This is a genomic window from Bradyrhizobium sp., from assembly GCF_036735945.1.
In the GTDB taxonomy this organism is placed as follows: Bacteria; Pseudomonadota; Alphaproteobacteria; order Rhizobiales; family Xanthobacteraceae; genus Bradyrhizobium.
The window spans coordinates 1-26,527 of sequence record NZ_DAINNI010000065.1 but is presented as its reverse complement, the minus strand read 5'-3'; the positions used below and the strand labels follow the sequence as shown (position 1 = coordinate 26,527).

The window sequence follows — 26,527 nt, the reverse complement described above, 5'->3', positions numbered from 1 at the left end:
CTCGGCGCCATGATCGCCAACGTCCACGACATCGTGTTGACGATCGGCTTCATGTCGATCTCGCAGGTCGATTTCGATCTCACCAGCATCGCGGCGCTTTTGACCATTCTCGGCTACTCGCTGAACGATACGGTCGTGATCTATGACCGCATCCGGGAAATGCTGCGGCGCTACAAGAAGATGCCGATGCCGCAGCTTCTGAACGAATCCATCAATTCGACGCTTTCGCGCTCGATCATCACCCACGTCACGGTGACGCTGGCGTTGCTCGCGCTGCTTTTGTTCGGCGGCCACGCGATCCACAGCTTCACGGCGGTGATGATGTTCGGCGTGGTGCTGGTCGGCACCTACACCTCGATCTTCATCGCCGCGCCGATCCTGATCTATCTTGGCGTCGGCGAGCACCGCGACGCGCCGGATACGCCTGCGAAGAAGTAATTCATCATGGCCAGCTCCTCGGACGCCCCGCATCTTCCGAGGTCGGCGCCGATCGAAGCCTACGGCAAGGGCGGCTTCGCCTTCGCCGACATGTCGCACCGCGGCTCGCTGCTGTGCCTGCCTGACGGCATCTGGGCCTGGCCGGTGGCGAAGCCGGTCGAGATCGACGAATATTCCCTGGCGCAGGTGTTCAAGGCGGCCAACGCCATCGATACGCTGATCGTCGGCACCGGCACCGAAGTCTGGGTGCCGCCGCGGCAGCTTCGCGAGGCGTTGCGCGCTGTCCGCGTGGTGCTCGATGCGATGCAGACCGGGCCTGCGATCCGCACCTACAACATCATGCTGGGCGAGCGCCGGCGCGTTGCGGCGGCTTTGATCGCGGTGCCATGACCGGCGCGGCGACGAAGGATGCCGCCGCGTTCTGCGCCGATCTGGTGCGCAGCCATGACTTTGTCCGCTATGCCTCGACGCTGTTCCTGCCGGCGGCGCAGCGTCGCGCGCTGCTGTCGGTCTATGCCTTCAACGTCGAGATCTCGCGGGTGCGCGATCAGGTCAGCCAGCCGCTGCCCGGTGAGATGCGGCTGCAATGGTGGACCGACATGCTTGATGGCGCCGGACATGGCGGCGTCGAGGGCAATCCGGTCGCGGCCGAATTGTCGCAGACCATCGGCGAATTCCGCCTGCCGGTGGCGACGCTGTCGCGGTTGATCGAGGAGCATCAGTTCGACCTCTACAACGATCCGATGCCGTCGATGGCGGCATTGGAAGGTTATGCCACCGACACATCAGTGGCGCTGTTCTTGCTCGGCTCACGGATCGCAACGCCACCCACGGCCGCGATCGACCATCTCGCCCGCCATGCCGGCCTCGCCCAGGGCATTGCGCAGGTGATCGCCGCGTTGCCGCTGGACGCCGCACGGCGCCAGTTGTTCCTGCCGCTGCAATTGCTGCAGCAGCACGGCAGCGGGGTCGAGCAGGTCTATTCAGGCAAGCAGACGCCGCAGGCGCGCGCCGCGATCGACCAACTGGCCGGGGAGGCCCGCAACCATCTGCGCACGGCCTTCGAACTGCTCACGCATGTGCCGCCACAGGTGCGGCCGTTCTTCCTGCCGCTGGCGATGACCTACCGCGATCTGAAGCGCATGTCGCGCGCGGACTTCGATCCATTCGTTCCGCACGCGGCGTCGCGCCTGCGGATCTTGTGGACGCTGTGGCGCGCATCGCGGACGCGGGAGTTCGGCGGGTAGAAGCCGCAATGACGGTGGAAGACCTACCGCGAATTCAATTCGCTGCTTTCGAAATTGAACCGATCCCGGAGATTCTTGCGGCTCTCCAGAATGTCCTTCATGAAGGCACGATCGGCGTCGCTCGTGAGCAGCGGTTCGATCAGGTCGAGCTGGTTCATCGCGACGAGCTGCAGGATCTCGGTGCGCGGCTTGCCGGCGGCGTCGCGCGGCAGGGCGTGGACGACCTGGATATGCTCAGGCGGGCGGACCCCCCTGGTCGATGAGAGCTCGTTGCGGAGCTGCTTTTCCAGCGCGACGTTGTCAGCCTCGACGAAGGCGTACAGGCCAACCCCGGTTCGGCGATCGGCAAAAGCCACGATCGCGGTATCGCGCACCTCGGGATTCTTCCTGATCACCTCGAGCAGAACAGGCGCGTCGTTGACGAGGCGGCGGCCGCCACCTTCGCGATCGGTGAAGTTGAACAGGCCGCGGGTGATGGCCTGATAGACCTTCTTGCCGGTCTTCAGCCAGAGGCTGGCAACGAAGGATTTGCGTGCCAGGATCTTGCGTTCCATCGGCGTCAGCGCCGCCGGCGCATAGCTGCGCTTGTGCTTCAACAGATGCCGCAGGTCCTCATAGGCCGCGATCCGGAACAGCCGGCTCCTGCTCTTGAAGCAGACCGCCAGTTGAAAGTCGGTCACATAGGCGTGCCCGTCGCGGCCGACCAGCCAGTTCTGCTCCTTGGCGAGATCGTTGTGGCAGATGCCGGCGCGGTGCAGCCTGCGAAGCGCTGCCTTGGCGGAGCGGAAATAGGCGAGGTCGCCGTGCGGCTTTGCCAGATGCAGCGCGACGCCATCGACGAAGCCGCGCACCAGCGCCTTTCGTCCGGCCCACAGCAGTTTGGGGCCGGCGTCGAGATCGCGCGCCAGCGTCAGCGCGTGACGTTCGCGGGCAAACAGATGGCGTGCGAGCGGATAGGACCAGACCGGCACCTGATCGAGCCGGCGCAGCACCGCATCGACCTCGCTATCATCCGCGCGGAAGCGGCCGCGCTCGACGGTCGAGAACACGTCGCGCTTCAGCAGCACGCCTTCGGTCCAGCGCGCCGCCAGAATCGCGGCGTCGTCTTTCGGCAAACCCATGGGATTACGCCGCCGCCGCGACGCGCAGATGATCCGCGATCCAGCGATCGAGATCCGAAAGCGCGCGCGCGCTGAGCGCCTGCTTCTTGGCAACGGTCTTCTCGTTGCCGCGCAGCCGCGTGCCGTCGGCCTTCTTGGTCGGGACGCTGGCAAGCGGCGGGAACAGGCCGAAATTGACGTTCATCGGCTGGAACGAGCGCGTTCCGGCCTCTGACGTCTCGATATGGCCGCCGGTGATGTGGCCGAGCAGCGAGCCCAGAGCGGTGGTCGCGGGCGGCGGCTCGAGCGACTGCGCCCGCGCATTCGCCGCGGCGTAGAGACCGGCGATCAGGCCGATGCTGGCGGATTCCACATAACCCTCGCAGCCGGTCATCTGCCCGGCAAAGCGCAGCCGCGGCTGCGCGCGCAACCGTAGCTGGCCATCCAGAAGTTTTGGCGAGTTCAGGAAGGTGTTGCGATGCAGGCCGCCGAGCCGGGCGAACTCGGCGTTCTCGAGGCCCGGAATGGTGCGGAAGACGCGCTGCTGCGCGCCGTAATTCAGCTTGGTCTGGAAGCCGACGATGTTGTAGAGCGTGCCGAGCTTGTTGTCCTGCCGCAGCTGGACGATGGCGTAGGGCTTGACAGCAGGGTTGTGCGCATTGGTCAGCCCGACCGGCTTCATCGGTCCGTGCCGCAGCGTCTCGTGGCCGCGCTCGGCCATCACCTCGACCGGCAGGCAGCCGTCGAAATAGGGGGTATTGGTCTCCCACTCCTTGAAATCGACCTTCTCGCCGGCCAAGAGCGCGGCAACGAAGGCGTCATACTGCTCCTTCGTCATCGGGCAGTTGATGTAGTCGGCGCCGGTGCCGCCGGGCCCGACCTTGTCGTAGCGCGACTGAAACCACGCCACCGACATGTCGATGGAATCCTTGTGGACGATCGGCGCAATCGCATCGAAGAAGGCGAGCGCGCTCTCGTCCGTCAGCGCGCGGATGGCATCCGCCAGCGGCGCCGAGGTGAGGGGGCCGGTCGCAACGATCACATTGCCCCATTCGGCCGGCGGCAGGCCGGCGATCTCGCGCCGGTCGATTTCGATCAGGGGATGCTCGCCGAGCGCCCTGGTGACGGCCGCCGAAAACCCGTCGCGGTCGACCGCCAGCGCCCCGCCGGCGGGCACCTGGTTGGCATCGGCGGAGCGCATGATCAGCGACCCCAGCCGGCGCATTTCGGCGTGCAGCAGGCCGACGGCGTTGTTGGCGGCATCGTCGGAGCGGAAGGAGTTGGAGCAGACGAGCTCGGCGAGCCCCTCGGTGCGATGGGCCTCGGTCATCCGGAGCGGGCGCATTTCGTGCAGGACGACGCGAACGCCCGCATTGGCGACCTGCCAGGCGGCTTCCGAGCCGGCAAGGCCGCCGCCGATCACATGGACGGAGTCACTTTGGGAAGATGAGGAAATCATGCGCGCAGCGTGTAGCGCGTTTTGGTGCCAAGCGCACCATGGCGTTTTCAAGCGAGGTGGATCCCGGCTCGCGTGAGGAAAACGCCTCAAAATCAATGCTGAAACGACAACGCCCGCAGCAGGGCGGGCGCTATCCGTTGTTCAGGCGGCTGGTAGGTTCAGCTCGTAAAGGTTCCGGCAGCAACGCGCGGAATGTCGGCACGATCGAGGCCGATGTCGGCGAGTTCGCGATCGCTGAGCTGGGACAGTTCGCTGACATTGCGCTGATAATCCCGGAATGCCTGGATCATGCGGATGAGCGAGAGTAACATGGTAGTCTCCTTGCAATTACGATTCAGGCTTTGATGGCGGCTTCATCGTTGGAATGAATATAGCTCAGATTTTGCAGTGCAGAAGTTCCTATGTTGCGATGCAGCTAAGCCAAGAATGCATGGCGGTGATAAGGGCTGCTTAACCTTTTGACTGCGCCGTTCGATCGGGCAACAAGTGACGACTTCGCGACATCGTTGAAGTTGAAATACTGTCGTAAAATTATTGCCTTACCGTGACAGTCGAGTTAACTTTGGTGAACTTTGATGCTGGGGTTCAGCCAGGCAGGCTAGGGGCCCCGACCGGTATAAAATGTCCAGAAAAGGCCGACATATTGGAACTATCTTATGCACGAATCGCATGTGCTGAATGATCGGAAAATGAATTTATATTCATTATTTAAGACGAAACGGTAGTTGGATTTCCGAGTAGGCAGACGGGAACCGAAAGGCGCCGGGCTCACGCGTCGATACAAGCGGTGCTTGGCCCAGGCATCTCGGTTGATGGTTCAGCGGCGGTTAGCCGCGAACGGTATGACGGGATGCGCCGATCGCGCTTCGCAGCCTATGGAAGCGAGCGTGCGCCAATCCGTGGTGTCGCGGCGCTTCTTCCTAACACGGCTGTAATGAAAAAGCGTGATTTCGCATGAGGCCGCACTGTTGAACGGCAAGGCCGGCGCCTGCGCGATGCATCCGAGCAAGGCGATGCAGGCAGGCAGCGCGAAGTGACATCTGGCAGAGGGCCGGTCGCAGTGGCCGGCCCTTTGCATTGCAGCCTGTTTGCGTTGTGGCCTTAGGGGGCTTTCGAAAGCTGCGTGGCGAAATGGGCGATCGTCCTGGCGTAGACGTCGCTCTTGTTCCATTCCTTGATGGCAGCGAAATTGGCGCTGCCGGGATCCCATTCCTTGCCGCGCTGCCAGCCGTGATTGGCGAGGAAGTTGGCGGTTGAAGCAAGCACGTCGGGCGGGCTGCGCAGCAGATCGCGGCGGCCGTTACCGTCGAAATCGACCGCGAATTTGACGTAGGACGACGGCATGAACTGGGTCTGGCCGATCTCGCCGGCCCATGCACCGCGCAGATCCTGTGGCGCGATATCGCCGCGCTCGACGATGCGCAGCGCGTCCATCAACTCCGCCTTGAACATATCGGCGCGGCGGCAGTCATAGGCGAGCGTTGCCAGCGCGCGCAGCGTCGGGAATTTTCCGATGTTGACGCCGAAATCGGTTTCCAGACCCCAGATCGCCACCAGCACCTCTCCTGGCACGCCATAGGTCTGTTCGATGCGGCTGAGCACCGAACCGTATTGCTTGAGCATATTGGAGGCGCGCGTCATCCGCGGCGGCACCATGCGGCCCGAGAATTCCTCAAAACTCTGGCTGAATACCTTTTGCGATTGATCGCGGGCCAGGACGCTCTTGTCGAGCGTGACGCCGGAGAGGCCGGTCTGGATGGCGGACGTCGAGATGCCCTTGGCGGCAGCTTCCTTCTTGAAATCGTCCAGCCAATTTTCGAACGGTCCCGTGCCGCAGGGCGCTGCGAGCGCAGGCGCCGCCGAGGCCAGCAACAGGACTCCCAGAGTCAGAGCGTGCAGGGATAGGCGAGAGATCATCGTGCCGTTCACTCCACGATCGATAGGTGCCGACATTGGTGTTCACCCGATCGCCGTATGTTCGAAGCAACAGCGGCCAAAACAAGGCTTATGCCGTAGCCCCCAATGGCATTCCCTCGAACTTGCTCAATTCATTGTTTGCATGCAGTGAACGGACAAGCCGCCGGTCGGGATACGACCGGCGGCTTGGGCAGTCAGGGTTCCATGTGACTACGCGCTATCCTTCTGCCGCCACGGGAACAGATTGGCCGGGAAATCGGCGGCGGGCTTGCGCTCGCGGTGGGCGCGGGGCGGCAGCGGCTGCGGATTGAGTTCCGGCTCGATCGTTTCCCGGTAGAGATGCCAGGTGGCATGGCCGAGCAGGGGGATGACGACGGCAAGGCCGAGGAAGAACGGCAGCGTTCCCGCGGCCAGCAGCAACGCGACGATCAGGCCCCAGGCTGCCATCGGTACAGGATTGCGAGCCACTGCGCGGAGCGAAGTGACCATCGCTTCACCGGCGGTCGCATGGCGGTCGAGCATCAGCGGGAAGGACACCACGCTGATGCAAAGCGCGACGAGTGCGAACAGGAAGCCGACGCCGCATCCAACGATGATCAGCCACCAGCCCTGCGACGTGGTCAGCACGCGTGTCGCGAAGTCGGAAATGCCGCTGGCGCCCTCATAGCCGAACGCGGCGATATAGAGCGCCTGCGCGGTGGCCACCCAGGTCACGAACAGCGCCAGCAGCAGCACACCCAGCCCGAGCATCCCTCCGAATGACGGCGAGCGCACCACCTCGATCGCATCCCAGGCAGTTGCCTCTTCGCCACGCTCGCGGCGCCGGCTCATCTCGTAGAGGCCGAGCGCGGCAAACGGGCCGATCAGGGCGAATCCTGCGGCCAGCGGAAACAGCAGCGGTATGACGGAATAGCCATGCACGGCGCGCGCCAGCATCAGTCCGAGCACGGGATAGATGATGCACAGGATGATGGCATGCGTTGGTACGGCCTTGAAATCTTCCCAGCCGCGTTGCAGCGCCCGATGAAGTTCTGACAGGCCGATTTTGCGAATGACCGGCGCATCGGCGGTAGGTCCGCCCTGCGCCATCGATGTGACATTGCCGTGATAGGTGGCCATGGTCGCTGTCTCCCTCGCGGCCACACTTCACGCCTGCAGAAAGACGCAGAATGCGGCCTTTCATAAAACGATCACGATCGGGCCAGACGCGAAGACAGGATAGCGGAACTGGCCATGTCGCGAACTGTACGAACAGGGTACTCCCAAACAGCGGCAAACGCACTCACGCTTCGGTGAATGTTCCATTGGCAAGTTTCGTGCGGCTGGCTACACTTGCTGGCGATCCTGCCCCGGTGCTGCGCTTCAAACAGTCCAGCACTCAAACCCCTTCTCAAGTTATTGGGAGTGAATGATGAGCATTTTCGGAAAAATCATGAGCGCGATCTTCGGCAGCAAGGCGGATGCTGCACCGGCAGGCGGTGGCGCGGCGGCGGGAAGCGCAGGGGGCACATCTTCGACGTCATCGGGCGGCGGGGCCGCTGCGGCGCCGGCTGCCGCGACCGTCGACGTCGCGCCGATCCTGGACAAGGCGGTTGCGGACAAGGGCGAGAAGCTGGCGTGGCGCACCTCGATCGTCGACCTGATGAAGGCGCTCGACATCGATTCCAGCCTCGGCGCGCGCAAGGAACTCGCGAAGGAGCTCGGCTATACCGGCGACACCAATGATTCCGCGAGCATGAACATCTGGCTGCACAAGCAGGTCATGACCAAGCTCGCCGCCAATGGCGGCAAGCTGCCGCCCGACATCAAGCACTGACATCAACTGCTTTCACGTCCGAAGGCCCGCAGCGATGCGGGCCTGCTTTTTTGTGTGGCAGTGCGCCTCACCCTGCAACGCAACAACGCGCAAACCCTATCCCCTTCGGCCTGAAAAGGCGGTAGACACGGCGCCAGACAAGAAGACACATGATTTCGGAGGAACCCAATGAGCAATGTCGATCGCAGGACCGTTCTGGCAACCGGTGCGCTGGCGCTGGCGGGCACCGCGGTGCAGGGCGGCACGGCCGATGCGCAGGCCGGACCCAAATCGATCTTCCCGGTCGGCACGACGACCATCCCGATCGTGGGCGAGAGCGACGTGTTTCCGGTGCGGCGGATCTATTGCATCGGGAGGAACTACGCGGCCCATGCCCGTGAAATGGGTTCGGACCCCAACCGCGAGCCGCCGTTCTTCTTCCAGAAGCCGACGGACGCGATCCAGAATGTCGCGATCGGCACCGTCGCCGATCATCCCTATCCCTCGCTGACCAAGAACTATCACTACGAGGTCGAGCTGGTGGCGGCGCTGAAATCGGGCGGCACCAACATCTCGCCGGAGCAGGCGCTCGATCACGTCTATGGCTACACGCTCGGCCTCGACATGACACGGCGCGATCTGCAGCGGGCGATGGGCGACGAGAAGAAGCCATGGGAGATCGGCAAGAGTTTTGACCGCTCCGCCGTGCTCGGGCCTATCCACCCGGCAGGCAAGACCGGGCATTTCACCAAGGGGGCGATCTCGCTGGCGGTGAACGGCACGGTGAAGCAGAACTCCAACCTGCAGAACATGATCTGGAGCGTGGCCGAACAGATCGCCAAGCTTTCGGAAGCGTTCGAACTCAAGGCGGGCGACATCATCTATTCAGGCACGCCGGAGAATGTCGGGCCGGTCGTGAAGGGCGATGTGCTCCTGTGCAAGATCGAAGGCCTGCCGGATATGTCGATCCGGATCACGTGAGCTTGTCCTTCGGGCGCCCGCGTTACGCCGTCAGATCGGCAAACTCCGGGTTCCTGCGAAGATAGTCCACGACGAAACCGCAGCCGGCGATGACCTTGCGTCCGTCGGCGCGGATCAGTTCGAGCGCACCCCGGATCAGTTCGGAAGCGATGCCGCGGCCGCGCAGCGCGTGAGGTGTCTCGGTATGGGTAATGATGATCGCCGAAGGCGTGATGCGATAATTCGCAAACGCCACGGTGCCCTCGACATCCAGTTCGAAGCGGTTTTGAGCCTTGTTGTCGCGAACGGCGGCCATGCAGGGATTCCCGGGTGATTCTCCCTGTCATTTAGGGACATGCACCGGGCGATGCAAACCGGCGGCGATTGATGCCGGGGGACCCGCAATCTCTTGGCGGCGGGCCTTGCAACAGGGGGCAGGGTGCCTACGTCCTTGGGACGACATACGCCGCGGTGGCGGCCTGGTCTGGCTCGATATCGGAAATGCTGTGATCGCGGCCGCCGACGTATGCCTCTTGTTTCAAGGGGAGGTTTACAATGTCCGGCTTCAACTTTTTTACCAAACATCGCACGTGGGAAGACTGGTTCGGCATGCTGCTCGGCGTGCTGATCGTGGTGTCGCCGTGGTTTCCGTTCTCCAGCCATGACGTCATGGACGCTGAACGCAGCACCATGATCCTCAACACCTTCGTGGTTGGCATGCTGGTGTTCGGTCTGGCGCAGCTCGAATATGTCGCATTGCAACGCTGGGAAGAGGTGGGAGAGATCGGGCTCGGCCTCTGGCTGATGGCTTCGCCGTTCATCCTTGGCTATGCCGAGGACGGCATGCTGCAGGCCTGGCATGTCGCGCTCGGCGGGATCGTCGCCCTTCTGGGCGCGCTTCAGCTCTGGCAGGACTGGCGCCTGAGCGATCAGGATCTTGCCAACCATCCGCAGTAGGTTCGGGGGCAGGCTGCCGGCCGTGTAGCCTAGTGTTTGAGTGAATCGACGAGCAGCGCGCGGACCGACCACGGGCTGCCGTCAACGGCACCCTTGATGTCGTCGATCTTCCATTGGCCGGCTTCGAATACGAAGTCGTAGCGGATGGTCTTGTCGGCCGCTTTGCTGCGCGCGTCGCTTTGGTGCGCTTCGATCGTGACGGCCATGGTCGCCCTGTCGGCACCCGGCTTCTCGGCCCCGATCCGGAACGACTTCACGTCCGGGTCCTGCGAGTTGGTCACGGGATCGAAGTCGACTGGCCCGGTGTCCCCCTTGCGGGTGCGGGCATCCGCCTTGGCCCACAGCGTGGCCAGCGAATTCGAGAGGTAGTTTGCGCGCGCCGCCCTGGTCTGGATCACGAAGGCGCCGCCACCATCGCCCTTGCCCGTGGTCACACGGCTATAGATCGCGGTCAGGATGGCGGTGGGGTCGTCGGCCGCCCGGAGGTCGTGCGGCAGCATCGCGGCCAGCGCCGTGACAGTGCCCGATAGGATCAATTTTCGACGGACGATCATGGGCTTCCTTCAGATTTGAGCAGACGCGGCGCTTTCTGCTATCGTTGTTCGATGTCTGTTTTCCCAAGCTAGCGGTTGGCTCCTGTGACTGAAACCATAACGATTCCCGTCCCGCGCGGCGGCCTGGCGCGGATGTCGCGCCGGGTAATGAACCTGGCGCATCTGTTGACCCAGAATGCCCGCCGCCATGGCGACCGCGCCGGCTTCATCTGGGGCGACAAATCCTGGACCTGGCGCGAGATCGATTCGGCCGTGTCGGCGCTGGCCGCCGGCCTTGCGGCGCGAGGGGTGGTCAAGGGCGACCGCATCCTGGTTCATTCGAAGAACTGCGACGAGATGTTCTGGTCGATGTTCGCGGCCTTCCGCCTCGGCGCGGTGTGGGTGCCGACCAATTTCCGCCTGATGCCGGACGAGGTCGCCTATCTCGCCAGCGCCTCCGGCGCCAAGGCATTCCTGTGCCATGGCGACTTCCCCGACCACGCCAAGGCGGCGGCCAATCCGGCGCTCGAGTTCACCTGGCGGATCGGCGAAGGCAGTTTCGGCGAGCGCGCGGTGAGCGACGTGATCGCGGCGCAGGCCGGCGCGAGGATCGAGAACGCCGCGGTCGACTATGATGATCCCTGCTGGTTCTTCTTCACCTCCGGCACCACCGGGCGGTCCAAGGCCGCGGTGCTGACCCACGGCCAGATGGCCTTCGTCGTCACCAACCATCTCGCGGACCTGATGCCGGGCACGACCGAGACCGATGCCTCGCTGGTGGTGGCGCCGCTGTCGCATGGCGCAGGTGTGCATCAGCTCGTGCAGGCCGCGCGTGGCGTGCCGACGATTCTGCTGCCGACCGAGAAGTTCGACATCGCGGAGGCCTTTCGCCTGATCGAGGCGCACCGCGTCAGCAACATCTTCACCGTGCCGACCATCCTGAAGATGATGGTCGAGCATCCCGCGGTCGACAAGTATGACCACTCCTCGCTGCGCTTCGTGATCTATGCCGGCGCGCCGATGTACCGCGAGGACCAGAAGGCGGCGCTGAACCGGCTCGGCAAGGTGCTGGTGCAGTATTTCGGGCTCGGCGAGGTCACCGGCAACATCACGGTCATGCCGGCCATCCTGCACGATACCGAGGACGGCCCGCAGGCGCGCATCGGCACCTGCGGCTTCGAGCGCACCGGCATGCAGGTCTCGATCCAGGGCGATGACGGGCGCGAGCTGAAAGCCTTCGAGACCGGCGAGATCTGCGTGATCGGCCCGGCGGTGTTTGCCGGCTATTACGATAACCCCGAGGCCAATGCGAAGGCGTTCCGCGACGGCTGGTTCAGGACGGGCGATCTCGGCCATATGGACGAGGAGGGCTTTGTCTACATCACCGGCCGCGCCTCCGACATGTACATCTCCGGCGGCTCCAACATCTATCCGCGCGAGGTCGAGGAGAAGATTCTCACCCATCCGGCGATCGGCGAGGTCGCCGTGCTCGGCGTGCCCGACCCGTTCTGGGGCGAGGTCGGTGTCGCCGTCTGCGTCGCGCGCGAGGGCGCCGATACGGTGAGCGAGGCGGAACTGGCGGCGTTCCTGGCGCCGAAGGTGCCGCGCTACAAGATGCCGAAGCGCTTCTTCTTCTGGGAGGCGCTGCCGAAGTCCGGCTACGGCAAGATTCCGAAGCGGCTGGTTCGCGATGAACTGGAAGCGCGAGGGCAGCTTGAGCTTATCTCAAAGGCGGGTGGCTGAGCCGATGCGCAGCATCGCGCAGCCGGGCACGCCCGTGCCCGAGCGCATCCAATGGGTCGAGGCGCGCGGGCGCGCGTTCTCATTCACGCTGCCGGCCGGCCTGCCGCTGCTGGAAGCCGCGCGCCGCGGCTTTGCCGAAGCCGGGTTTTCCGGCGGCGTGCTCGGCATGCGGGGAGGGACGCTCGGCCCGTTCGCCTATGTGATGCCGGCGCTGTCGAAGACCGGCGCCAACGCGGCGTTCTACAGCGACACCTTTCGCCCGGCAGGCGCGGCGCGGCTGAAATGCGGGGCGATGACACTCGGTGAACGCGACGGCGCACCTTTCTTCCACTGCCATGGTCTCTGGACCGAGACCGACGGGCATCTACACGGTGGCCACATTCTACCCGAGGAGAGCATCATCGCCGAATCGTTTGCGGTGGAGGCGTTCGGCATCGACGGCGCGATGTTCGCCGCGGAGGCGGATCCCGAGACCAATTTCAGATTGTTTGGGCCAGTCGCGCGCGCCCGCACCGATGCGAAGGCCGGGAGCCGCGCCTTCGCGCTTCGGCTGCGACCGAACCAGGATTTTGCGGCGGCGCTGGAGACGTTCTGCCGGCAGCACGGAGTCCTGCGCGCGCGCGTTCATGGCGGCGTCGGCTCCACCATCGGCGCGCATTTCACGGATGGCCGAACCGTCGTGCCGTTTGCCACCGAGCTTGCGATCAAGGCCGGCAGCATCGCACCCGGCGCCGACGGCACGCTGCAGGCGGAACTCGACATCGCGCTGGTCGATTACCTCGGCGGCATCGCCGAGGGACGGCTGGTGCGCGGCGACAATCCGGTGCTGATGACGGTGGAGCTGGTGCTGGAGGTGTTGTGAATCCGAGCTGGGCAAGGCGCAACGCGCCTTACCCATCCTACAGCTCCACGCTTCTCTGCTACCTGAAATGATAGTTCACGCCGACCTTGATGGTGTGGAAGTCGATCGTGCCGGAGTCCAACCGATCGCCACCGAAATTATAGATCTCGCTGCCGAGGCTGGTGTACATGTATTCGCCCTTGGCCGACCAGTTCGGCGCGAACATGTATTCGAGGCCGCCACCGATCGTAAAGCCCGTGTGAGTCTGGCTGTCCGAGAGCGACATGCCGTTGGCCGAGAAGGACGTCTTCGCATTGCCAAAGGCCCAGCCGCCCTTGGCGTAGATGAGGGCGGCGTCGAGCGCCAGGCCGACGCGGCCGGTCACGCTGCCGAACGAATTGATCTTGTCCTGCTGCGTGATCAGGTTGCCGGCGCCGTCGTCAAAGGTGGAGCTGTTGCTGATGCCGGCGCCCGCGGCGTCGACTTCGACACCGAAGACGAACTGGCTGCCCGGAAACTGCCAGTTGTAACCGACTGTGCCGCCGCCGAAGCCGCCGCTGCCGGCTCCGCTCTCCCAGCCATAGCCGCCCATCGCGCCGACGTAGAAGCCGGACCAGTTGTACAACGCAACCACCGCCGCCGGAGGAGGGGCCTTGGCATAGGGCCGCGCCTGCATGTCGGCAGCAGAAGCCGCGGTCGCGACCGAAATGGCCACACCAGCCAGAAGTAGTTGTTTCATCATTTGTCCCCTGTAGTTGAACACGTGTATAACCCCCTGCAGGTCCCATCACGGACCGATTGCACCGGCATGGTGACGTAACGTTCTTGGAAGCGGGCGCGAACGCGCCCAAAAAACTCGTCTGCAAGCGACGCCTACGCGGATGTGAGAACGCCGCTCGCAAGATTAACTGTACGACATCCATGCCGGCAGAAATTCGACCGAAGCGCGTCCGCCCATTGGCGCGGACAGGTTGCTATTTCGACGGCGAAGCGGCGGCGCGCAGCGCAGAATGCGTTCTCGATATGCGCGAGAGATGGGATGATTGTGTTTTCCTGATCGGCATTGTTTGCGTTCGTGCATGCAGATGTTTTTCGCGTTCGCCCGAGGTTTGCTGTGGCGGAAAATGCTGCGCCTGCTTTGTGAACCGCGCCACATGCGGAGGCGCCTTTCGGACGCACTATCGCGCAGGGCGCAAGGACGGTGCGGCTATATTGCCGGTTGTTGGCTTGCGTGGGCGCGACTAGAGTCGCGCGTTGCGTGCGGTTATTTCTGTCTGCCTGTCGCATGTCGGCAGGATCGATTTTCAAACATTCACTTTCATGGAGATTTTCGATGGCCCGGAAAGCACGGAAGTCCAGATCGACCAGATCAACCAGCGCGGCCAGAAGCAAGGCCGGCTTCGCGTCAACCGCGACGACCGATGCCGACATTCCCGATTATGTCGTCGTCGAGCTTCGCTACGAAGCGCCGGTTGCCTTCAGCGCCAGGCGTTTTGCCGCGCTGGCTGCCGCCGAGCCGCAGGCAGATTCCCTCAACGAGGCGCTTTCGAAGTTCGATATCAAGTCCGTGCGCTCGCAATTCGACTTGCCGGCGGCGACGATCAGGGAGCGCGTCGAGATCGCCGCGAGCTTGCCGTCCGAGCCGGAGCCAACACGATTTGCAAAGAAGGGCATGGACACCGATTTCATCCAGAGCGGATTCGTGCAGGTCGTGCCGAAATCGGGCGCGGATGCGAAGAAGATCGCGACCGCGCTGAAGCGGCAGAAGGCGGTGTGGGATGCCTATGTGGCGCCGCGCCCCGTGCCGGCGATGCCCGCGGGGTCCGCTGCCGGCAGCCGCAACTTCGAACCGTCGCAAGGCTACCTCTATGATGCGCCCGACGGCATCGGCGCCGAGCAGGTGTGGAGTCTTGCGGGCGCCAAGGGCAGCGGCATCACGATCTGCGATATCGAAGGCAACTGGAACAGGACGCACGAGGATCTGCCGGGTGGCATTCCGCTATTGGGCGGCACCTTGATCAGCACTCCCGGCTGGCGCGACCACGGAACGGCCGTGCTCGGCGAGATGGTCTCGATCCCGGACGCGAGGGGCTGCGTCGGCATCAGCCACCAGGCCAAGGCGGCGGTTCACTCCGCTGTCATCAATGGCGTGTTCAACGCGGCGGGCGCGATCAGCAATGCGGCGGCGCAGCTCAAGGCCGGCGACGTCATCCTGATCGAACTGCATGCGCCCGGGCCGAACGGCAAGTACGTCGCGATGCAGTACTGGTCCGATATCTTCACCGCGATCAAGGCGGCGGTCGAGAAGGGGATCACCGTCGTCGAGGCGGCCGGCAACGGCGACGAGAATTTCGATGCTGCGGTGTTCAACAACACCGGCCTGCAGAAGGACAGCGGCGCGATCGTCGTCGGCGCCGGCGTGCCGCCGACCAACCATCTCGACTTCGACGGCTTCGGCACGGGGATGCCGGCCTATAGTTCACTCGGAGTTCCGCGCTCGCGCATCTTCTTTTCCAACTACGGCAAGATCGTCAATGTGCAGGGCTGGGGCTGGCATGTGACGAGCCTGGGCTACGGCGATGCCCAGGGCGGCGCCTCCGAAAACACCTGGTACACGCTGCGCTTCTCCGGAACGTCGAGTGCCTCTCCTATCGTCACCGGCGCTGTCGCATGCCTGCAGGGACGCGCGAAGGCCAAGAACGGCGCGCCGATGACGCCGAAGAAGGTGCGCGACATCCTGATGGCGACGGGAACACCACAGCAGGCGGGGCCCGGCGTTCCCCTGGCGCAGCGCATCGGCCCGTTGCCGAACCTGGTTGATGCCATGAAGAGGGTGTAATAATCTCGGGCCATGATAGCAGCCGTGCCGGCGCCGAAGAATGCTGGGATCAGCATTCCGGTCGAACTGAAGCTCAAGCGCAATTACAGCTACGACTCGCGCAGGCGCGTGTTCGAGTCAGGCTCCGGCACGCGCTTCGATCCTTTCAAGGACCTGCCGAAAGATACCCGCATCGTCTACAAGGTGCCGGCCCTGGCCGCGGCCGACGAGGCCAAGCTGTCGAAGGCGGAGCGGGAGCTGCGGCGCTACATGCAGGTGATCCTGCCACCCGGCGTCTCGGCGCAGGACTACGTCGAGGCCGTCAGGGCATGGCCTGGTGTGGAAGAGGCGTCGGTCGGCCCGGACGTCAGCCTGCCAGGCGCGCGGTGACCACCGCTTCCAGACATGAGCGATGATATCGGGCTCGGCTTCGCCGGCGCCATCTAGGATTGTGCGGTATTCCCTGTATAACCAGAGCGAACGGCTTTATTTCCCCGAGATTTGAATCCAATGGCTTTCAAACGTAATCGCCCGATCAACCTGCCTGCGCCGTATCTCAAGCGCATCTGGCTCGAGCCTTCGCGCATCACCGACCGCGAGGCCTATCCGTTCTGCCTGCCGCTGCTGCACGACGATTTCCAGCTGGGCTTCGATCGCGCCATCACCATCATCGTCGGCGAGAACGGCACCGGCAAATCGACGCTGCTGGAAGGCATCGCCGCGCTGGCCGGCTATGACGAGGCCGGCGGCGGCAAGGGCTACATGCCGGTCGACCATTCCTGGGCGATGGAGAAAATGGGAGGCCAGTTGTCCAGCGCGTTGCGGGCGAGCTGGCTGCCCAAGATCACCAATGGCTGGTTTTTCCGCGCCGAAAGCTTTTTCTCGGTCGCCCGCTATCTGGACCAGATGGCCCAACAATATCCGTTGGGAGGAGGCCCGCCACCCGATTTCCTCTCCCATTCCCACGGCGAAGGCTTCTTGCGCTTCTTCGAGGAGCGCTGCCAGCGCCAGGGCATCTTCATCTTCGATGAACCGGAATCCGCGCTGTCGCCCTCGCGGCAGATCGAGTTCCTGAAGCTGATGCGGCGGATGGAGGATATCGGCCACTGCCAGATTATCATGGCCACGCACGCGCCGATGCTGATGGCGTACCCGAACGCCACGCTGCTGCGGCTGACGAAATACGGGCTGGAGCCCGTGAGCGTGAAGGACACTGACCACTACAGGGTCATGCGCGAGTTTTGCGACGACCCGAAGGGGTTTGTGGACGCGGCGATCGCAGAGTGAGGCCCAGATGCCGTCACCTTTGCCCGGCGGATTTTGTCGCACGTTGAATGACCCCATGCCGGGTCAGGTTGTGTTATGATATCGACCGGACAAAGGAAGCAGGGAGGTCGCCATGCCGCATACCCTGGTGCCCAGTGATCGCGTCGAGCATGTCAGCGTCTACGGGCGCGACGGCACGAGGCTCGGCTCGATCGAACGCCTGATGCTCGACAAGCTGAGCGGAACGGTGGCCTACGCCGTCATCAAGACCGGAGGGCCGCTTGGCAGCCATCATCATTGCCCGATCCGGTGGGACGCCCTCCGCTTCGATCCCGCGCGTCAGGCCTACCAGACCGACGTGACAGTGGATGATCTGCTCGCAGGTCCGTCCGAACTCGACGAAGAAGCCTTCGACTGGGGCGACCGCTCACGCCCGCATCCGCATTACTGGACGGTGTAGGGGAGCCGACGAGTTTGACCGGAGTAGAAAGCTTGGACATTCGATCGACATTGACGGAGCTATGTGAGGCCTTCAACGCGCACGATCTTGATCGCATCATGGCATTGTTTGCTGACGATTGTGTCCTGGAGATGCCAAGGGGAAACAGGCCTTGGGGCGCTCGTTTCGAGGGCAAGCGGAGCGTGCGAGAAGCGCTGGCGACACGCTTCGAAGGCTTGCCTGATGTCCACTACGGCAACGATGAACACTTTGTGGATTCGGCTGCCGATACCGGCATCTCAAAATGGACCCTCACCGGCACCACCCGGGAGGGAGCGAGAAAAGAGGTTCAGGGCTGCGACTTCTATACGTTTCGCAACGGCAAGGTGATCCGCAAGGACTCGTATTGGAAGATCGTGGAGTGACAGAACCGTAGGATGGGTTTCGCGGGGAGCGAAACCCATCCTACGTGTCTTGGCTACTCGGCCGCCTCGCTCGCCGCACCGCTTTTCCTCGGTTTCCCATCCGCCTTCTTCAGCACCGGCGCCAGGAATTTCCCCGTGTAGCTCCGCGGCGCCTTGACGATGTCTTCCGGCGGACCCCAGGCGACGATTTCGCCGCCGCCGTCGCCGCCTTCGGGGCCGAGGTCGATGACCCAGTCGGCGGTCTTGATGACTTCGAGATTGTGCTCGATCACGACGACCGTATTGCCCTGGGCGACCAGCTCGTGCAGCACTTCGAGCAGTTTGGCGACGTCGTGAAAGTGCAGGCCCGTGGTCGGCTCGTCCAGGATGTAGAGCGTGCGGCCGGTGGCGCGCTTCGACAGTTCCTTGGCGAGCTTGACGCGCTGGGCTTCGCCGCCCGAGAGCGTCGTCGCCTGCTGGCCGACATGGATGTAGTCGAGGCCGACGCGGTGCAGCGTCTTGAAGGTTTCGCGGACGCGCGGGACCGCCTTGAAGAAGTCGGCGGCCTCTTCCACCGTCATGTCGAGCACGTCGGAGATCGACTTGCCCTTGAACAGGACTTCCAGCGTCTCGCGGTTGTAGCGCTTGCCCTTGCAGGTATCGCAGGTGACATAGACGTCGGGCAAAAAGTGCATCTCGATCTTGATGACGCCGTCGCCCTGGCAGGCCTCGCAGCGGCCGCCCTTGACGTTGAAGGAGAACCGGCCGGGCTCGTAGCCGCGCGCCTTGGCTTCGGGAAGCCCGGCGAACCATTCGCGGATCGGCGTGAACGCGCCGGTATAGGTCGCGGGATTCGAGCGCGGGGTGCGGCCGATCGGCGACTGGTCGATGTCGATGATCTTGTCGATGTGCTCGAGACCCTCGATGCGGTCGTGCGGGGCTGCGCCCTCGCTGGCGTTGTTGAGCTTGCGCGCGATGGCACGATAGAGCGTATCAATGAGCAGCGTCGACTTGCCGCCGCCGGAGACGCCGGTGACGCAGGTGAACAGCCCGAGCGGAATTTCCGCCGAGACGTTCTTCAGATTGTTGCCGCGGGCGTTGACGACCTTGATGGTTCGCCTGTGGTTCGGCGGCCGGCGCTCGGGGATCGGCACCGACAATTCGCCCGTGAGGTATTTGCCGGTCAGCGATTTCGGGTTCTTCATGACATCGGCGGGCGTGCCCTGCGCGATGATGTGGCCGCCATGCATGCCGGCGCCGGGGCCGATGTCGAGTACGTAATCCGCAAGACGAATCGCGTCCTCGTCATGCTCGACCACGATCACGGTGTTGCCGAGGTCGCGCAGCCGTTTCAGCGTCTCCAGAAGCCGCGCGTTGTCGCGCTGGTGCAGGCCGATCGAGGGCTCGTCCAGCACGTAGAGCACGCCGGTCAGCCCCGAGCCGATCTGCGAGGCCAGGCGGATGCGCTGGCTCTCGCCGCCAGAGAGGGTGCCGGAGGAACGCGACAGCGTGAGATAGTTCAGCCCGACGTCGAGCAGGAACGACAGCCGCTCGCGGATCTCCTTCAGCACGCGCCCGGCGATCTCGTTCTGCTGCGCATTCAGCGCCTTCGGCACGCTCTCGAACCATTCGCCGGCGCGCTTGACCGAGAGTTCGGAAATCTCGCCGATATGCTTGCCGCCGATCTTGACGCAGAGCGCCTCCGGCTTGAGCCGATGGCCGTTGCAGCCGGCGCAGGGGATGTCGGAGAAATACTTCGCCAGTTCCTCGCGGGCCCATTCGCTCTCGGTCTCGCGGTAGCGGCGCTCGAGATTGGTGATGACGCCCTCGAATGGCTTCCTGGTGTCGTAGGAGCGGACGCCATCCTCATAGGAGAACTTGATCTCGTCGTCGCCGGAGCCGTGCAGCAGCGCTCCTTGCGTCTTCTTCGGCAGGTCCTTCCACTTGGTGTCGAGCGTGAACTTGTAGAACTTGCCGAGCGCGGTAAGGGTCTGGACGTAATAGGGCGAGGATGATTTCGCCCAGGGCGCGATCGCGCCCTTGCGCAGGGTCAGCTCCTTGTCGGGGATGACGAGGTCCTCGTCGATGTGCTGCTCGACGCCGAGGCCGCCGCAGGCCGGGCAGGCGCCATAGGGGTTGTTGAACGAGAACAATCGCGGCTCGATCTCGGGGATCGTGAAGCCTGAAACGGGGCAGGCGAATTTCTCCGAGAACAGGATGCGCTCCGGCCCGCTCTTGTTGTGGATCTTGGCGGTCTTCTTGTCGGGCTTCTTCTCTTCCGCGGCGCCCGCAGGCGCATCGGCATATTCGATCACCGCGAGGCCCTCGGCGAGTTTCAGCGCGGTCTCAAAGCTTTCGGCAAGGCGCTGGCCGATATCGGCGCGGACCACGATACGGTCGACAACGACGTCGACGTCGTGCGGGAATTTCTTGTCGAGCGTAGGGGCCTCGGACAATTCATAGAAGGTGCCGTCGATCTTGACGCGCTGAAAGCCCTTCTTGAGCCACTCCGCGAGTTCCTTCTTGTATTCGCCCTTGCGGCCGCGCACGACCGGCGCCAGCAGATAGAGGCGGGTGCCCTCGGGCAGCGCCAGCACGCGATCGACCATCTGCGAGACGACCTGGCTCTCGATCGGCAGGCCGGTGGCTGGCGAATAGGGCACGCCGACGCGCGCCCACAAGAGGCGCATGTAGTCGTAGATTTCAGTAACCGTGCCGACGGTCGAGCGCGGATTCTTCGATGTCGTCTTCTGCTCGATCGAGATCGCGGGAGAGAGGCCGTCGATCTGGTCGACATCGGGCTTCTGCATCATCTCCAGGAACTGGCGCGCATAGGCCGAGAGCGACTCGACGTAACGGCGCTGTCCTTCGGCATAGATGGTGTCGAAGGCGAGCGAGGATTTGCCGGAGCCGGAGAGGCCGGTGAACACGACGAGCTTGTCGCGGGGAATCTCGAGATCGACATTCTTGAGATTGTGCTCGCGCGCACCGCGGATCGTGATCGCACGCGATGCGGAGCCGGCGTTCTGTTGGCGCTTCGCCCTTAGCACTTCATCCATATCGGTATTCCAGGCGCGCGAGGTGCGCGCCGTGTTGGGCGCGCATGGCCAGCGAGAAGCCGGGTCAGGCGCCGATGATCGAAAGCCGGAACGTAGGAAGAACGGAGGGCAATTTCCAGTGCCGCGCGCGAATCATCAACGGATTGTTTTGCACCGTCAGCGTTTTGGCAGCAGCCGTCAGCAGTTCCCAAACAAAAAGGCCGGCACAGGGCCGGCCTTTTCTCAAGCGTTGGGAACTCAGGTGGCGCGGAAATCAGTACCTTGCGACGGCCGGGCCGCCGAAGCGGTAGTTGATGCGGGCGGTGACGATGTCAGCGTCCTGCTTGATATCTTCATTGCGGGTGTTGACGCCAGCAAGCAAGCCGACGCCACTGAAGTTGGAGTTCTCGGTGCCCATGAACAGGTGGTTGTACTCGACGCCGAACGACCAGTTGGGAGCGAAGGCATATTCAACGCCGGCGCCGACCGCGCCACCCCAGCGGGTGTGCTCGGCGCGGTCGATCACGATGCTCGCGATCACCCCTTCGTGGCGGCTGTTGGTCACCGCGGCACCGCCCTTGACGTAGAACAGGACATTGTTGGCGGCGTAGCCAACCTGGCCGGTGAACAGACCGAATGCGTCGATCTTGGTGCGGTTTTCGGCGAACGGCACAACGATGTTCGAACCGTTGAAGTCGGCCCAGTTGCCCTGCGCTTCCACGCCGAACACCCAGTTGCCGGCCTGCCAGCGATAGCCAATCTGACCACCGACCGTGCCGCCATCTGCATCATGGCAACCTTCGCTCGTCGGTGTCACCGGAACGCCGAAGATCGCGGTGTTGGTCAGGCAGTTGTGGCTCGTACCCCAACCTCCGTTGGCGCCGATGTAGAATCCGCTCCAGTCGTACAGCGCAACCGCGACGGGCGCCTTGGTGTAGGGCCTCGCGGCAAGATCGGCGGCCGCTGCCGGGACAATCCCAAGCGCGATCAGACCGGTCGTCATCAGCAAGATCTTTTTCATGCTTCTCCCCTTACGGTATTCCCAACGCAACAGCGCGAGTCGTCAATTTGAGGTTGTTAGACTTTATAGCCCGAAGCGCGCCGGATTCCTGTCTCCTGAAAACCACATCCACGGTAAATGTAGGCACCATGCAACCTTAGAGAGTGGCGAAGGAATATCGATACAACCAAACAAAAAGGCCGCCGTGGCGCCGGCCCTTTCGTCTTCCCGAGGGCTGTCGCTGCGATCAGTGAGGTACTTTTAGTGGAACAAAGCTGGAACAGGCGCTGACGCGATGCTATATGTGGATAACCGCTGGCTCGCGACCGGATCGCGACATCGGCGGCGCCTGCGAGCGTATAGGGTCAGTCTGAAAGTCCGGAAGCGGACGCGGAAGTCAGGCAAGCGACAGGTAAAGAATTGCAGACGACCGGCACGGAAGCGGCCGGAGCAGCGGTTTTTGCCGGCGATATCGAGTGGAGAGCAGTGATGGCGGGAAGCGTGAACAAGGTGATTCTGGTCGGCAACCTCGGCAAGGATCCGGAAATCCGGCGGACGCAGGACGGGCGGCCGATCGCCAATCTGAGCATCGCCACCTCGGACACCTGGCGCGACAAGAACACTGGTGAGCGCAAGGAAAAGACCGAGTGGCATCGCGTCGTCATCTTCTCCGAACCGCTTTGCAAGGTTGTCGAGCAGTATCTGAAGAAGGGCTCCAAGGTTTACATCGAGGGCGCGCTGCAGACCCGCAAATGGACCGACCAGCAGGGCGTCGAGAAGTATTCGACCGAGGTCGTGCTGCAGGGCTTCAATTCGACGCTGACCATGCTCGATGGCCGCGGCGGTGGAGGCGGCAGCTTCGGCTCCGACGACGCCGGCGATTTCGGCTCCAGCGGCCCGGTCAGTTCCGCGCCGCGGCGCGCGGTGGCGGCGGGTGGCGGCCGCAACAACGACATGGACGACGACATCCCGTTCTAAAGTGTAGGTAACGCTAGGACGTAGCGCGCCCTCCGAACTCCGGAGTTCGTCTCGGTCACCGGAAGTCCATTGCGGGCTCGGACCCGGCGGCGATCAGGCTAGACGCTCCAAAGACGCCTTTGCCCGCCCGGCCAGCCGGTATAGCGTGGCTTATGCCATCGGGCCTGGAGGCGGACATCATGTCGGATCGTCCATCCGTTAGCCGGCGCCACGCCATCCTCGGAAGTGCGGGTCTGCTCGCGGCAACCGCGGCTCCCCGGCCGACCCTGGCGCAGGCGCTTCGGCCGGCCGCCGTCGATGGTTCGGCCATCCGGAATTCCCAGAGCCTGGCGCCGCTGATGGGCGCACCGGTCAAGCTCGGCAAGGCGGAGAACGGCGCGATCGTCAACCAGGCCGCGCTCGATGCCCACGCGAAGACGTTTCCGCCGCGCCGGGAGACGATCAAGGTCGCCGACAACATCTGGGTGATGCAGACCCCGAGCGTCGGATCCGCCTTCATCGTCGGCACCGACGGCGTGATCGTCTGGGAGACCGGCGACAATCTGGAAGACGGCAGGATCTACAGGGAGGAAATCCGCAAGGTCACCGACAAGCCGATCAAGGCCGTGCTGTACAGCCATTCGCACGAGGTGCTCGGCACGGCGCCCTTGCTCGAAGGCGAGAAGGACGTCCTCATCGTCGGCCATCCGAACCTGAACGCGAACCTGCAGACCTCAGGCGTCGGCGCCTATTTCCCGGAGACCGAGCCGCTGCAATGGGCGCGGGTCTACCAGTATTTCAACGCGTTCCTGCCGAACGAGGGCCCCGACGGCAAATGGGGCCTCACGGTCGAACTGGGCGCGCGCGGCTTCGTGCCGGTCAACCATCCGGTGAAGCATGGCGAGGAAATGACGATCGCCGGGATCCGCTTCCAGTTCTTCACGGAAGGCAGCACGGATTCCAGCGACACCATGCTGGTCTGGATGCCGGACCAGAAGGTGGCGATGAACAACGTGCTGTGGCCCTACGCGCCCAACATCTACACCCCGCGCGGCTCGCTGTGGCGCGATCCCCGCGCCTGGCGGGACGCGACGCGGGTGCTGCGCGACCTGCAGCCGGAAATGCTGATCGGCCAGCCGACGCTGACCCTGAAGGGCAAGGACGCGATCTTCGCCCACCTCAACAACTACCTCGACTTCAGCAATCTGATGCTGGATCAGACACTGCGCGGCATCCTTAAAGGCCTTGGGCCGGAAGACCTGATCGACTTCGTGCAGTTGCCGGACCATCTGCGCGACGACCCATATCTCGCCGAGATCTACGGCCTGTTCGCATGGTACCCGCCCTATATCGCCGAGTACGCCTTGGGCTGGTGGGACGGCGACGCGGCGACCCTGTTCAGATTGCCGCGAAAAGAGGTGGCGCTGCGATTAGTGCCCGCCCTCGGCGGCCGCGACAAGGTGATCGCGCTTGCCAGGGAGGCGCAGCAGAACAGCGAATACGCCTGGGCGCTGGAACTCGTCGGCTACCTCTGGCGGCTCGATCCGACCGATGCCGAACTGTGCCAGATCAAGGCCGACCTGCTCCGGACCGCCGCGCAGCACACCACTTCGATGATCGCGCGCCCGGTGTCGCTGACGGCCGCGCTCGCGCTGGAGGGCAAGGCCAAGGTCCCGCGGCTGGTGCCGCCGACGCTCGAGCAGGTCAAGTCGTTCGGACCGGGCGAATTCGTCGACCGGCACCGCGTCCGGATCGACCCGGTCAAGGCGAAAGACACCGATAGCATGATCCGGTTCGAGTTTACCGACGCCGACAACAAGGCGGTGGCGCTGCACGTCCGGCGCGGCGTCGTCGAGTATGTCGAAAACGCCGACCGCTACTATCGCAAGCCGGACTTCACGCTGGCGCTGACGCGCGAGGGGTGGACCAAACTCTACCTCAACCAGGCGACCGTCGCGCAGCTTGCGGGCGCCAACGAACTGAAGATTACTGGCGATGCGGCGGCGTGCGACCGCGTGCTCGACCTATTCGACAAGTTCGATCCGGAGAAGAACACGCTGGTCCCGCCCGGCCATGTCCGATGAACCCTGTGCGCGCGGAGAGGTGGCTCCGGAGCGTGCTGCACGCTATCGCGTAGCGCAGTTGACACCGCGTCGTCGACAACCGCGAAAAACTGCCTGAAATCAGTGACTAACACACATAGTTGACAGGTCTTCCTACACTTTACTGAAGCGAGCGTTCGGCCGGCTCATCCGCACCGGGCGGACAACCCTCTGCAGATGCATAGCGATCCTTAATTAACCGCGCGGCGGGACCGCACCGCCGCTGCGTGATCAATATTTGCGTGAGGCATTTCGCTTAAGCTGCTCCGAGTCTCAGGTTCAACCGGAGAGGGAGCACCATGCGATCCATATCCTGTCGATCTTCGTGCCGGTCATGCTGGTGCTCGCGGTGCTGCATGCGCGACGGCACAATGTCAGTGGCCACAGGAAGGCGATGACGTCGATCTTCTTCGGCGCGCTGATCATCGCCGGCGCGTTCACTTTCCTGCCGGGACGCATCATGCATGCGGTGGTTTTCCGCCACTGAAATCAGGTATAGAAATACCATTATTGGTTAATCTTTCCACCCCGAAAATGACCGCTTCGGCTACCGCCGAACGATCGCCTTGCAATGTCGTAAGTCCATGAAAAAACGAGCGGAAAAACAGCTCTGCCGGATCGCTGCGGGGTGGTGATCGGCCCCCCGATGCGCTATATGATTCCCCACTAGGAACTGACCGGATTCCCCCTTTGGCCGATAACGAAGACGACAAGCCCGGCGAGCCGCCGGAGCACTCCGACATCCGTCCCGTTTCCATCCTCGACGAGATGAAGCGCTCCTACCTCGATTACGCCATGAGCGTGATCGTGGCGCGTGCGTTGCCGGATGCGCGCGACGGCTTGAAGCCGGTGCATCGCCGCATTCTCTACGCGATGCATGAGAACGGCTTCGAGTACAACAAGCCGTATCGCAAGTCGGCGCGCACGGTCGGCGACGTCATCGGTAAGTACCATCCCCACGGCGACCAGTCGGTCTACGACGCGCTGGTGCGCATGGCGCAGGATTTCTCCATGCGCGTGCCGCTGATCGACGGCCAGGGCAATTTCGGCTCGGTCGACGGCGATATGCCGGCGGCGATGCGCTACACCGAATCCCGTCTGACCAAGGTCGCGCAGACGCTGCTCGACGACATCGACAAGGACACCGTCGACTTCCAGCCGAACTACGACAGTTCGGAGAAGGAGCCGTCGGTCCTGCCGGCGAAGTTCCCGAACCTTCTGGTCAACGGCGCCGGCGGCATCGCGGTCGGCATGGCGACCAACATCCCGCCGCACAATCTCGGCGAGGTGATCGACGCCTGCGTGGCGCTGATCGACAATCCCGCGCTTGGGATCGACGACCTCATCAACATCGTGCCGGGGCCGGATTTCCCGACCGGCGGCATCATCCTTGGACGTCAGGGCATCCGCTCGGCCTATCATCTCGGCCGCGGCTCGATCGTGATGCGCGGCAAGGTCACGATCGACACCATCCGCAAGGACCGCGAAGCGATCATCGTCACCGAGATTCCCT

General features: G+C 63.6%; 27 protein-coding genes. 17 read left to right on the top strand and 10 right to left on the bottom strand.

Annotated features, from left to right (window positions below; all coding sequences use genetic code 11):
• From secF to V7E26_RS19495, 3 genes are all read left to right on the top strand, one after another.
• Positions 1 to 438, top strand: a 438-nt coding sequence (gene secF / locus V7E26_RS19505; RefSeq protein ID WP_324419044.1) for a protein translocase subunit SecF, incomplete at its 5' end; no start/stop codon positions are given.
• A 6-nt stretch (positions 439 to 444) separates the two neighbouring features.
• Positions 445 to 828, top strand: coding sequence for an Mth938-like domain-containing protein (locus tag V7E26_RS19500; RefSeq protein WP_324419041.1), 384 nt, complete (start codon positions 445 to 447; stop codon positions 826 to 828).
• Positions 825 to 1,685, top strand: a complete 861-nt coding sequence (locus tag V7E26_RS19495; RefSeq protein WP_324419038.1) for a phytoene/squalene synthase family protein — start codon at positions 825 to 827, stop codon at positions 1,683 to 1,685. The genes V7E26_RS19500 and V7E26_RS19495 overlap by 4 nt, the downstream gene beginning before the upstream one ends.
• Before the next feature lie 23 nt (positions 1,686 to 1,708).
• Here the strand turns inward: V7E26_RS19495 and V7E26_RS19490 are convergent, their stop codons facing one another.
• The 5 genes from V7E26_RS19490 to V7E26_RS19470 form a co-directional block, all read right to left on the bottom strand.
• A complete protein-coding gene (locus V7E26_RS19490) occupies positions 1,709 to 2,806 on the bottom strand; it encodes a serine/threonine protein kinase (RefSeq protein WP_324419036.1) in 1,098 nt (365 codons plus the stop codon).
• A 4-nt stretch (positions 2,807 to 2,810) separates the two neighbouring features.
• Complete coding sequence (gene trmFO, locus V7E26_RS19485) at positions 2,811 to 4,244, bottom strand: methylenetetrahydrofolate--tRNA-(uracil(54)-C(5))-methyltransferase (FADH(2)-oxidizing) TrmFO (protein ID WP_324419034.1); 1,434 nt, start codon at positions 4,242 to 4,244, stop codon at positions 2,811 to 2,813.
• 158 nt (positions 4,245 to 4,402) lie between these two features.
• Positions 4,403 to 4,555 carry a DUF1127 domain-containing protein gene (locus V7E26_RS19480; RefSeq protein ID WP_324419032.1) on the bottom strand — a complete coding sequence of 51 codons (153 nt, stop codon included), beginning with the start codon at positions 4,553 to 4,555 and terminating at the stop codon, positions 4,403 to 4,405.
• Between the two features lie 790 nt (positions 4,556 to 5,345).
• Entirely contained in the window at positions 5,346 to 6,161 is an 816-nt protein-coding gene (locus V7E26_RS19475; protein WP_324419050.1) for a lytic murein transglycosylase, read from the bottom strand.
• 210 nt (positions 6,162 to 6,371) lie between these two features.
• The gene (locus tag V7E26_RS19470) at positions 6,372 to 7,280 is read right to left on the bottom strand and encodes a DUF2189 domain-containing protein (RefSeq protein WP_324419030.1); all 909 of its coding nucleotides are present in this window, start codon (positions 7,278 to 7,280) and stop codon (positions 6,372 to 6,374) included.
• Between the two features lie 292 nt (positions 7,281 to 7,572).
• On the opposite strand from V7E26_RS19470, the gene V7E26_RS19465 reads away from it, so the two are divergent.
• Together V7E26_RS19465 and V7E26_RS19460 are read left to right on the top strand one after the other, a co-directional pair.
• Positions 7,573 to 7,977 (top strand): DUF3597 domain-containing protein, encoded by a 405-nt coding sequence (locus V7E26_RS19465; protein ID WP_324419028.1) that lies wholly within the window; start codon positions 7,573 to 7,575, stop codon positions 7,975 to 7,977.
• Between the two features lie 168 nt (positions 7,978 to 8,145).
• A complete protein-coding gene (locus V7E26_RS19460; RefSeq protein ID WP_324419026.1) occupies positions 8,146 to 8,937 on the top strand; it encodes a fumarylacetoacetate hydrolase family protein in 792 nt (263 codons plus the stop codon).
• Between the two features lie 22 nt (positions 8,938 to 8,959).
• Here the strand turns inward: V7E26_RS19460 and V7E26_RS19455 are convergent, their stop codons facing one another.
• On the bottom strand, positions 8,960 to 9,232 hold the full coding sequence (locus tag V7E26_RS19455) for a GNAT family N-acetyltransferase (protein ID WP_324419024.1): 273 nt from the start codon (positions 9,230 to 9,232) through the stop codon (positions 8,960 to 8,962).
• 239 nt (positions 9,233 to 9,471) lie between these two features.
• Here V7E26_RS19455 and V7E26_RS19450 point away from each other — a divergent pair, with 239 nt between their 5' ends.
• On the top strand, positions 9,472 to 9,873 hold the full coding sequence (locus V7E26_RS19450; protein WP_324419022.1) for an SPW repeat protein: 402 nt from the start codon (positions 9,472 to 9,474) through the stop codon (positions 9,871 to 9,873).
• A gap of 29 nt (positions 9,874 to 9,902) precedes the next feature.
• Here V7E26_RS19450 and V7E26_RS19445 read toward each other — a convergent pair whose 3' ends face one another.
• Positions 9,903 to 10,427: a DUF3828 domain-containing protein gene (locus tag V7E26_RS19445; RefSeq protein WP_442893435.1), complete on the bottom strand. Its 525-nt coding sequence runs from the start codon at positions 10,425 to 10,427 to the stop codon at positions 9,903 to 9,905.
• Between the two features lie 84 nt (positions 10,428 to 10,511).
• Here V7E26_RS19445 and V7E26_RS19440 point away from each other — a divergent pair, with 84 nt between their 5' ends.
• Positions 10,512 to 12,149 (top strand): acyl-CoA synthetase, encoded by a 1,638-nt coding sequence (locus tag V7E26_RS19440; protein ID WP_324419020.1) that lies wholly within the window; start codon positions 10,512 to 10,514, stop codon positions 12,147 to 12,149.
• 4 nt (positions 12,150 to 12,153) lie between these two features.
• On the top strand, positions 12,154 to 13,011 hold the full coding sequence (locus V7E26_RS19435) for a PCC domain-containing protein (RefSeq protein WP_324419018.1): 858 nt from the start codon (positions 12,154 to 12,156) through the stop codon (positions 13,009 to 13,011).
• A gap of 58 nt (positions 13,012 to 13,069) precedes the next feature.
• Here V7E26_RS19435 and V7E26_RS19430 read toward each other — a convergent pair whose 3' ends face one another.
• Complete coding sequence (locus V7E26_RS19430) at positions 13,070 to 13,729, bottom strand: outer membrane protein (protein WP_324419016.1); 660 nt, start codon at positions 13,727 to 13,729, stop codon at positions 13,070 to 13,072.
• A 594-nt stretch (positions 13,730 to 14,323) separates the two neighbouring features.
• Between V7E26_RS19430 and V7E26_RS19425 the strand changes: the two genes are divergently transcribed.
• The 5 genes from V7E26_RS19425 (at position 14,324) to V7E26_RS19405 (ending at position 17,938) form a co-directional block, all read left to right on the top strand.
• A complete protein-coding gene (locus V7E26_RS19425) occupies positions 14,324 to 15,829 on the top strand; it encodes a S8 family serine peptidase (RefSeq protein WP_324419014.1) in 1,506 nt (501 codons plus the stop codon).
• A gap of 12 nt (positions 15,830 to 15,841) precedes the next feature.
• Complete coding sequence (locus V7E26_RS19420) at positions 15,842 to 16,198, top strand: hypothetical protein (RefSeq protein WP_324419012.1); 357 nt, start codon at positions 15,842 to 15,844, stop codon at positions 16,196 to 16,198.
• A 120-nt stretch (positions 16,199 to 16,318) separates the two neighbouring features.
• Positions 16,319 to 17,095, top strand: a complete 777-nt coding sequence (locus tag V7E26_RS19415; protein WP_324419010.1) for an AAA family ATPase — start codon at positions 16,319 to 16,321, stop codon at positions 17,093 to 17,095.
• Positions 17,096 to 17,207: 112 nt separating this feature from the next.
• Entirely contained in the window at positions 17,208 to 17,534 is a 327-nt protein-coding gene (locus V7E26_RS19410) for a PRC-barrel domain-containing protein (RefSeq protein ID WP_324419008.1), read from the top strand.
• Between the two features lie 32 nt (positions 17,535 to 17,566).
• Positions 17,567 to 17,938, top strand: a complete 372-nt coding sequence (locus tag V7E26_RS19405; protein WP_324419006.1) for a nuclear transport factor 2 family protein — start codon at positions 17,567 to 17,569, stop codon at positions 17,936 to 17,938.
• A gap of 53 nt (positions 17,939 to 17,991) precedes the next feature.
• Here the strand turns inward: V7E26_RS19405 and uvrA are convergent, their stop codons facing one another.
• Both uvrA and V7E26_RS19395 read right to left on the bottom strand, forming a co-directional pair.
• The gene (uvrA, locus tag V7E26_RS19400; protein WP_324419004.1) at positions 17,992 to 20,976 is read right to left on the bottom strand and encodes an excinuclease ABC subunit UvrA; all 2,985 of its coding nucleotides are present in this window, start codon (positions 20,974 to 20,976) and stop codon (positions 17,992 to 17,994) included.
• A gap of 253 nt (positions 20,977 to 21,229) precedes the next feature.
• Positions 21,230 to 21,976 carry an outer membrane protein gene (locus V7E26_RS19395; protein ID WP_324419046.1) on the bottom strand — a complete coding sequence of 249 codons (747 nt, stop codon included), beginning with the start codon at positions 21,974 to 21,976 and terminating at the stop codon, positions 21,230 to 21,232.
• 468 nt (positions 21,977 to 22,444) lie between these two features.
• Here V7E26_RS19395 and V7E26_RS19390 point away from each other — a divergent pair, with 468 nt between their 5' ends.
• The 4 genes from V7E26_RS19390 to V7E26_RS19375 all read left to right on the top strand — a co-directional run.
• Entirely contained in the window at positions 22,445 to 22,933 is a 489-nt protein-coding gene (locus V7E26_RS19390; RefSeq protein ID WP_324419002.1) for a single-stranded DNA-binding protein, read from the top strand.
• Positions 22,934 to 23,112: 179 nt separating this feature from the next.
• On the top strand, positions 23,113 to 24,996 hold the full coding sequence (locus V7E26_RS19385; RefSeq protein WP_324419000.1) for an alkyl sulfatase dimerization domain-containing protein: 1,884 nt from the start codon (positions 23,113 to 23,115) through the stop codon (positions 24,994 to 24,996).
• Positions 24,997 to 25,339: 343 nt separating this feature from the next.
• Entirely contained in the window at positions 25,340 to 25,501 is a 162-nt protein-coding gene (locus tag V7E26_RS19380; protein WP_324418998.1) for a hypothetical protein, read from the top strand.
• A 203-nt stretch (positions 25,502 to 25,704) separates the two neighbouring features.
• A partial coding sequence (locus tag V7E26_RS19375) for a DNA gyrase subunit A (RefSeq protein WP_324418996.1) occupies positions 25,705 to 26,527 on the top strand: 823 nt, incomplete at its 3' end.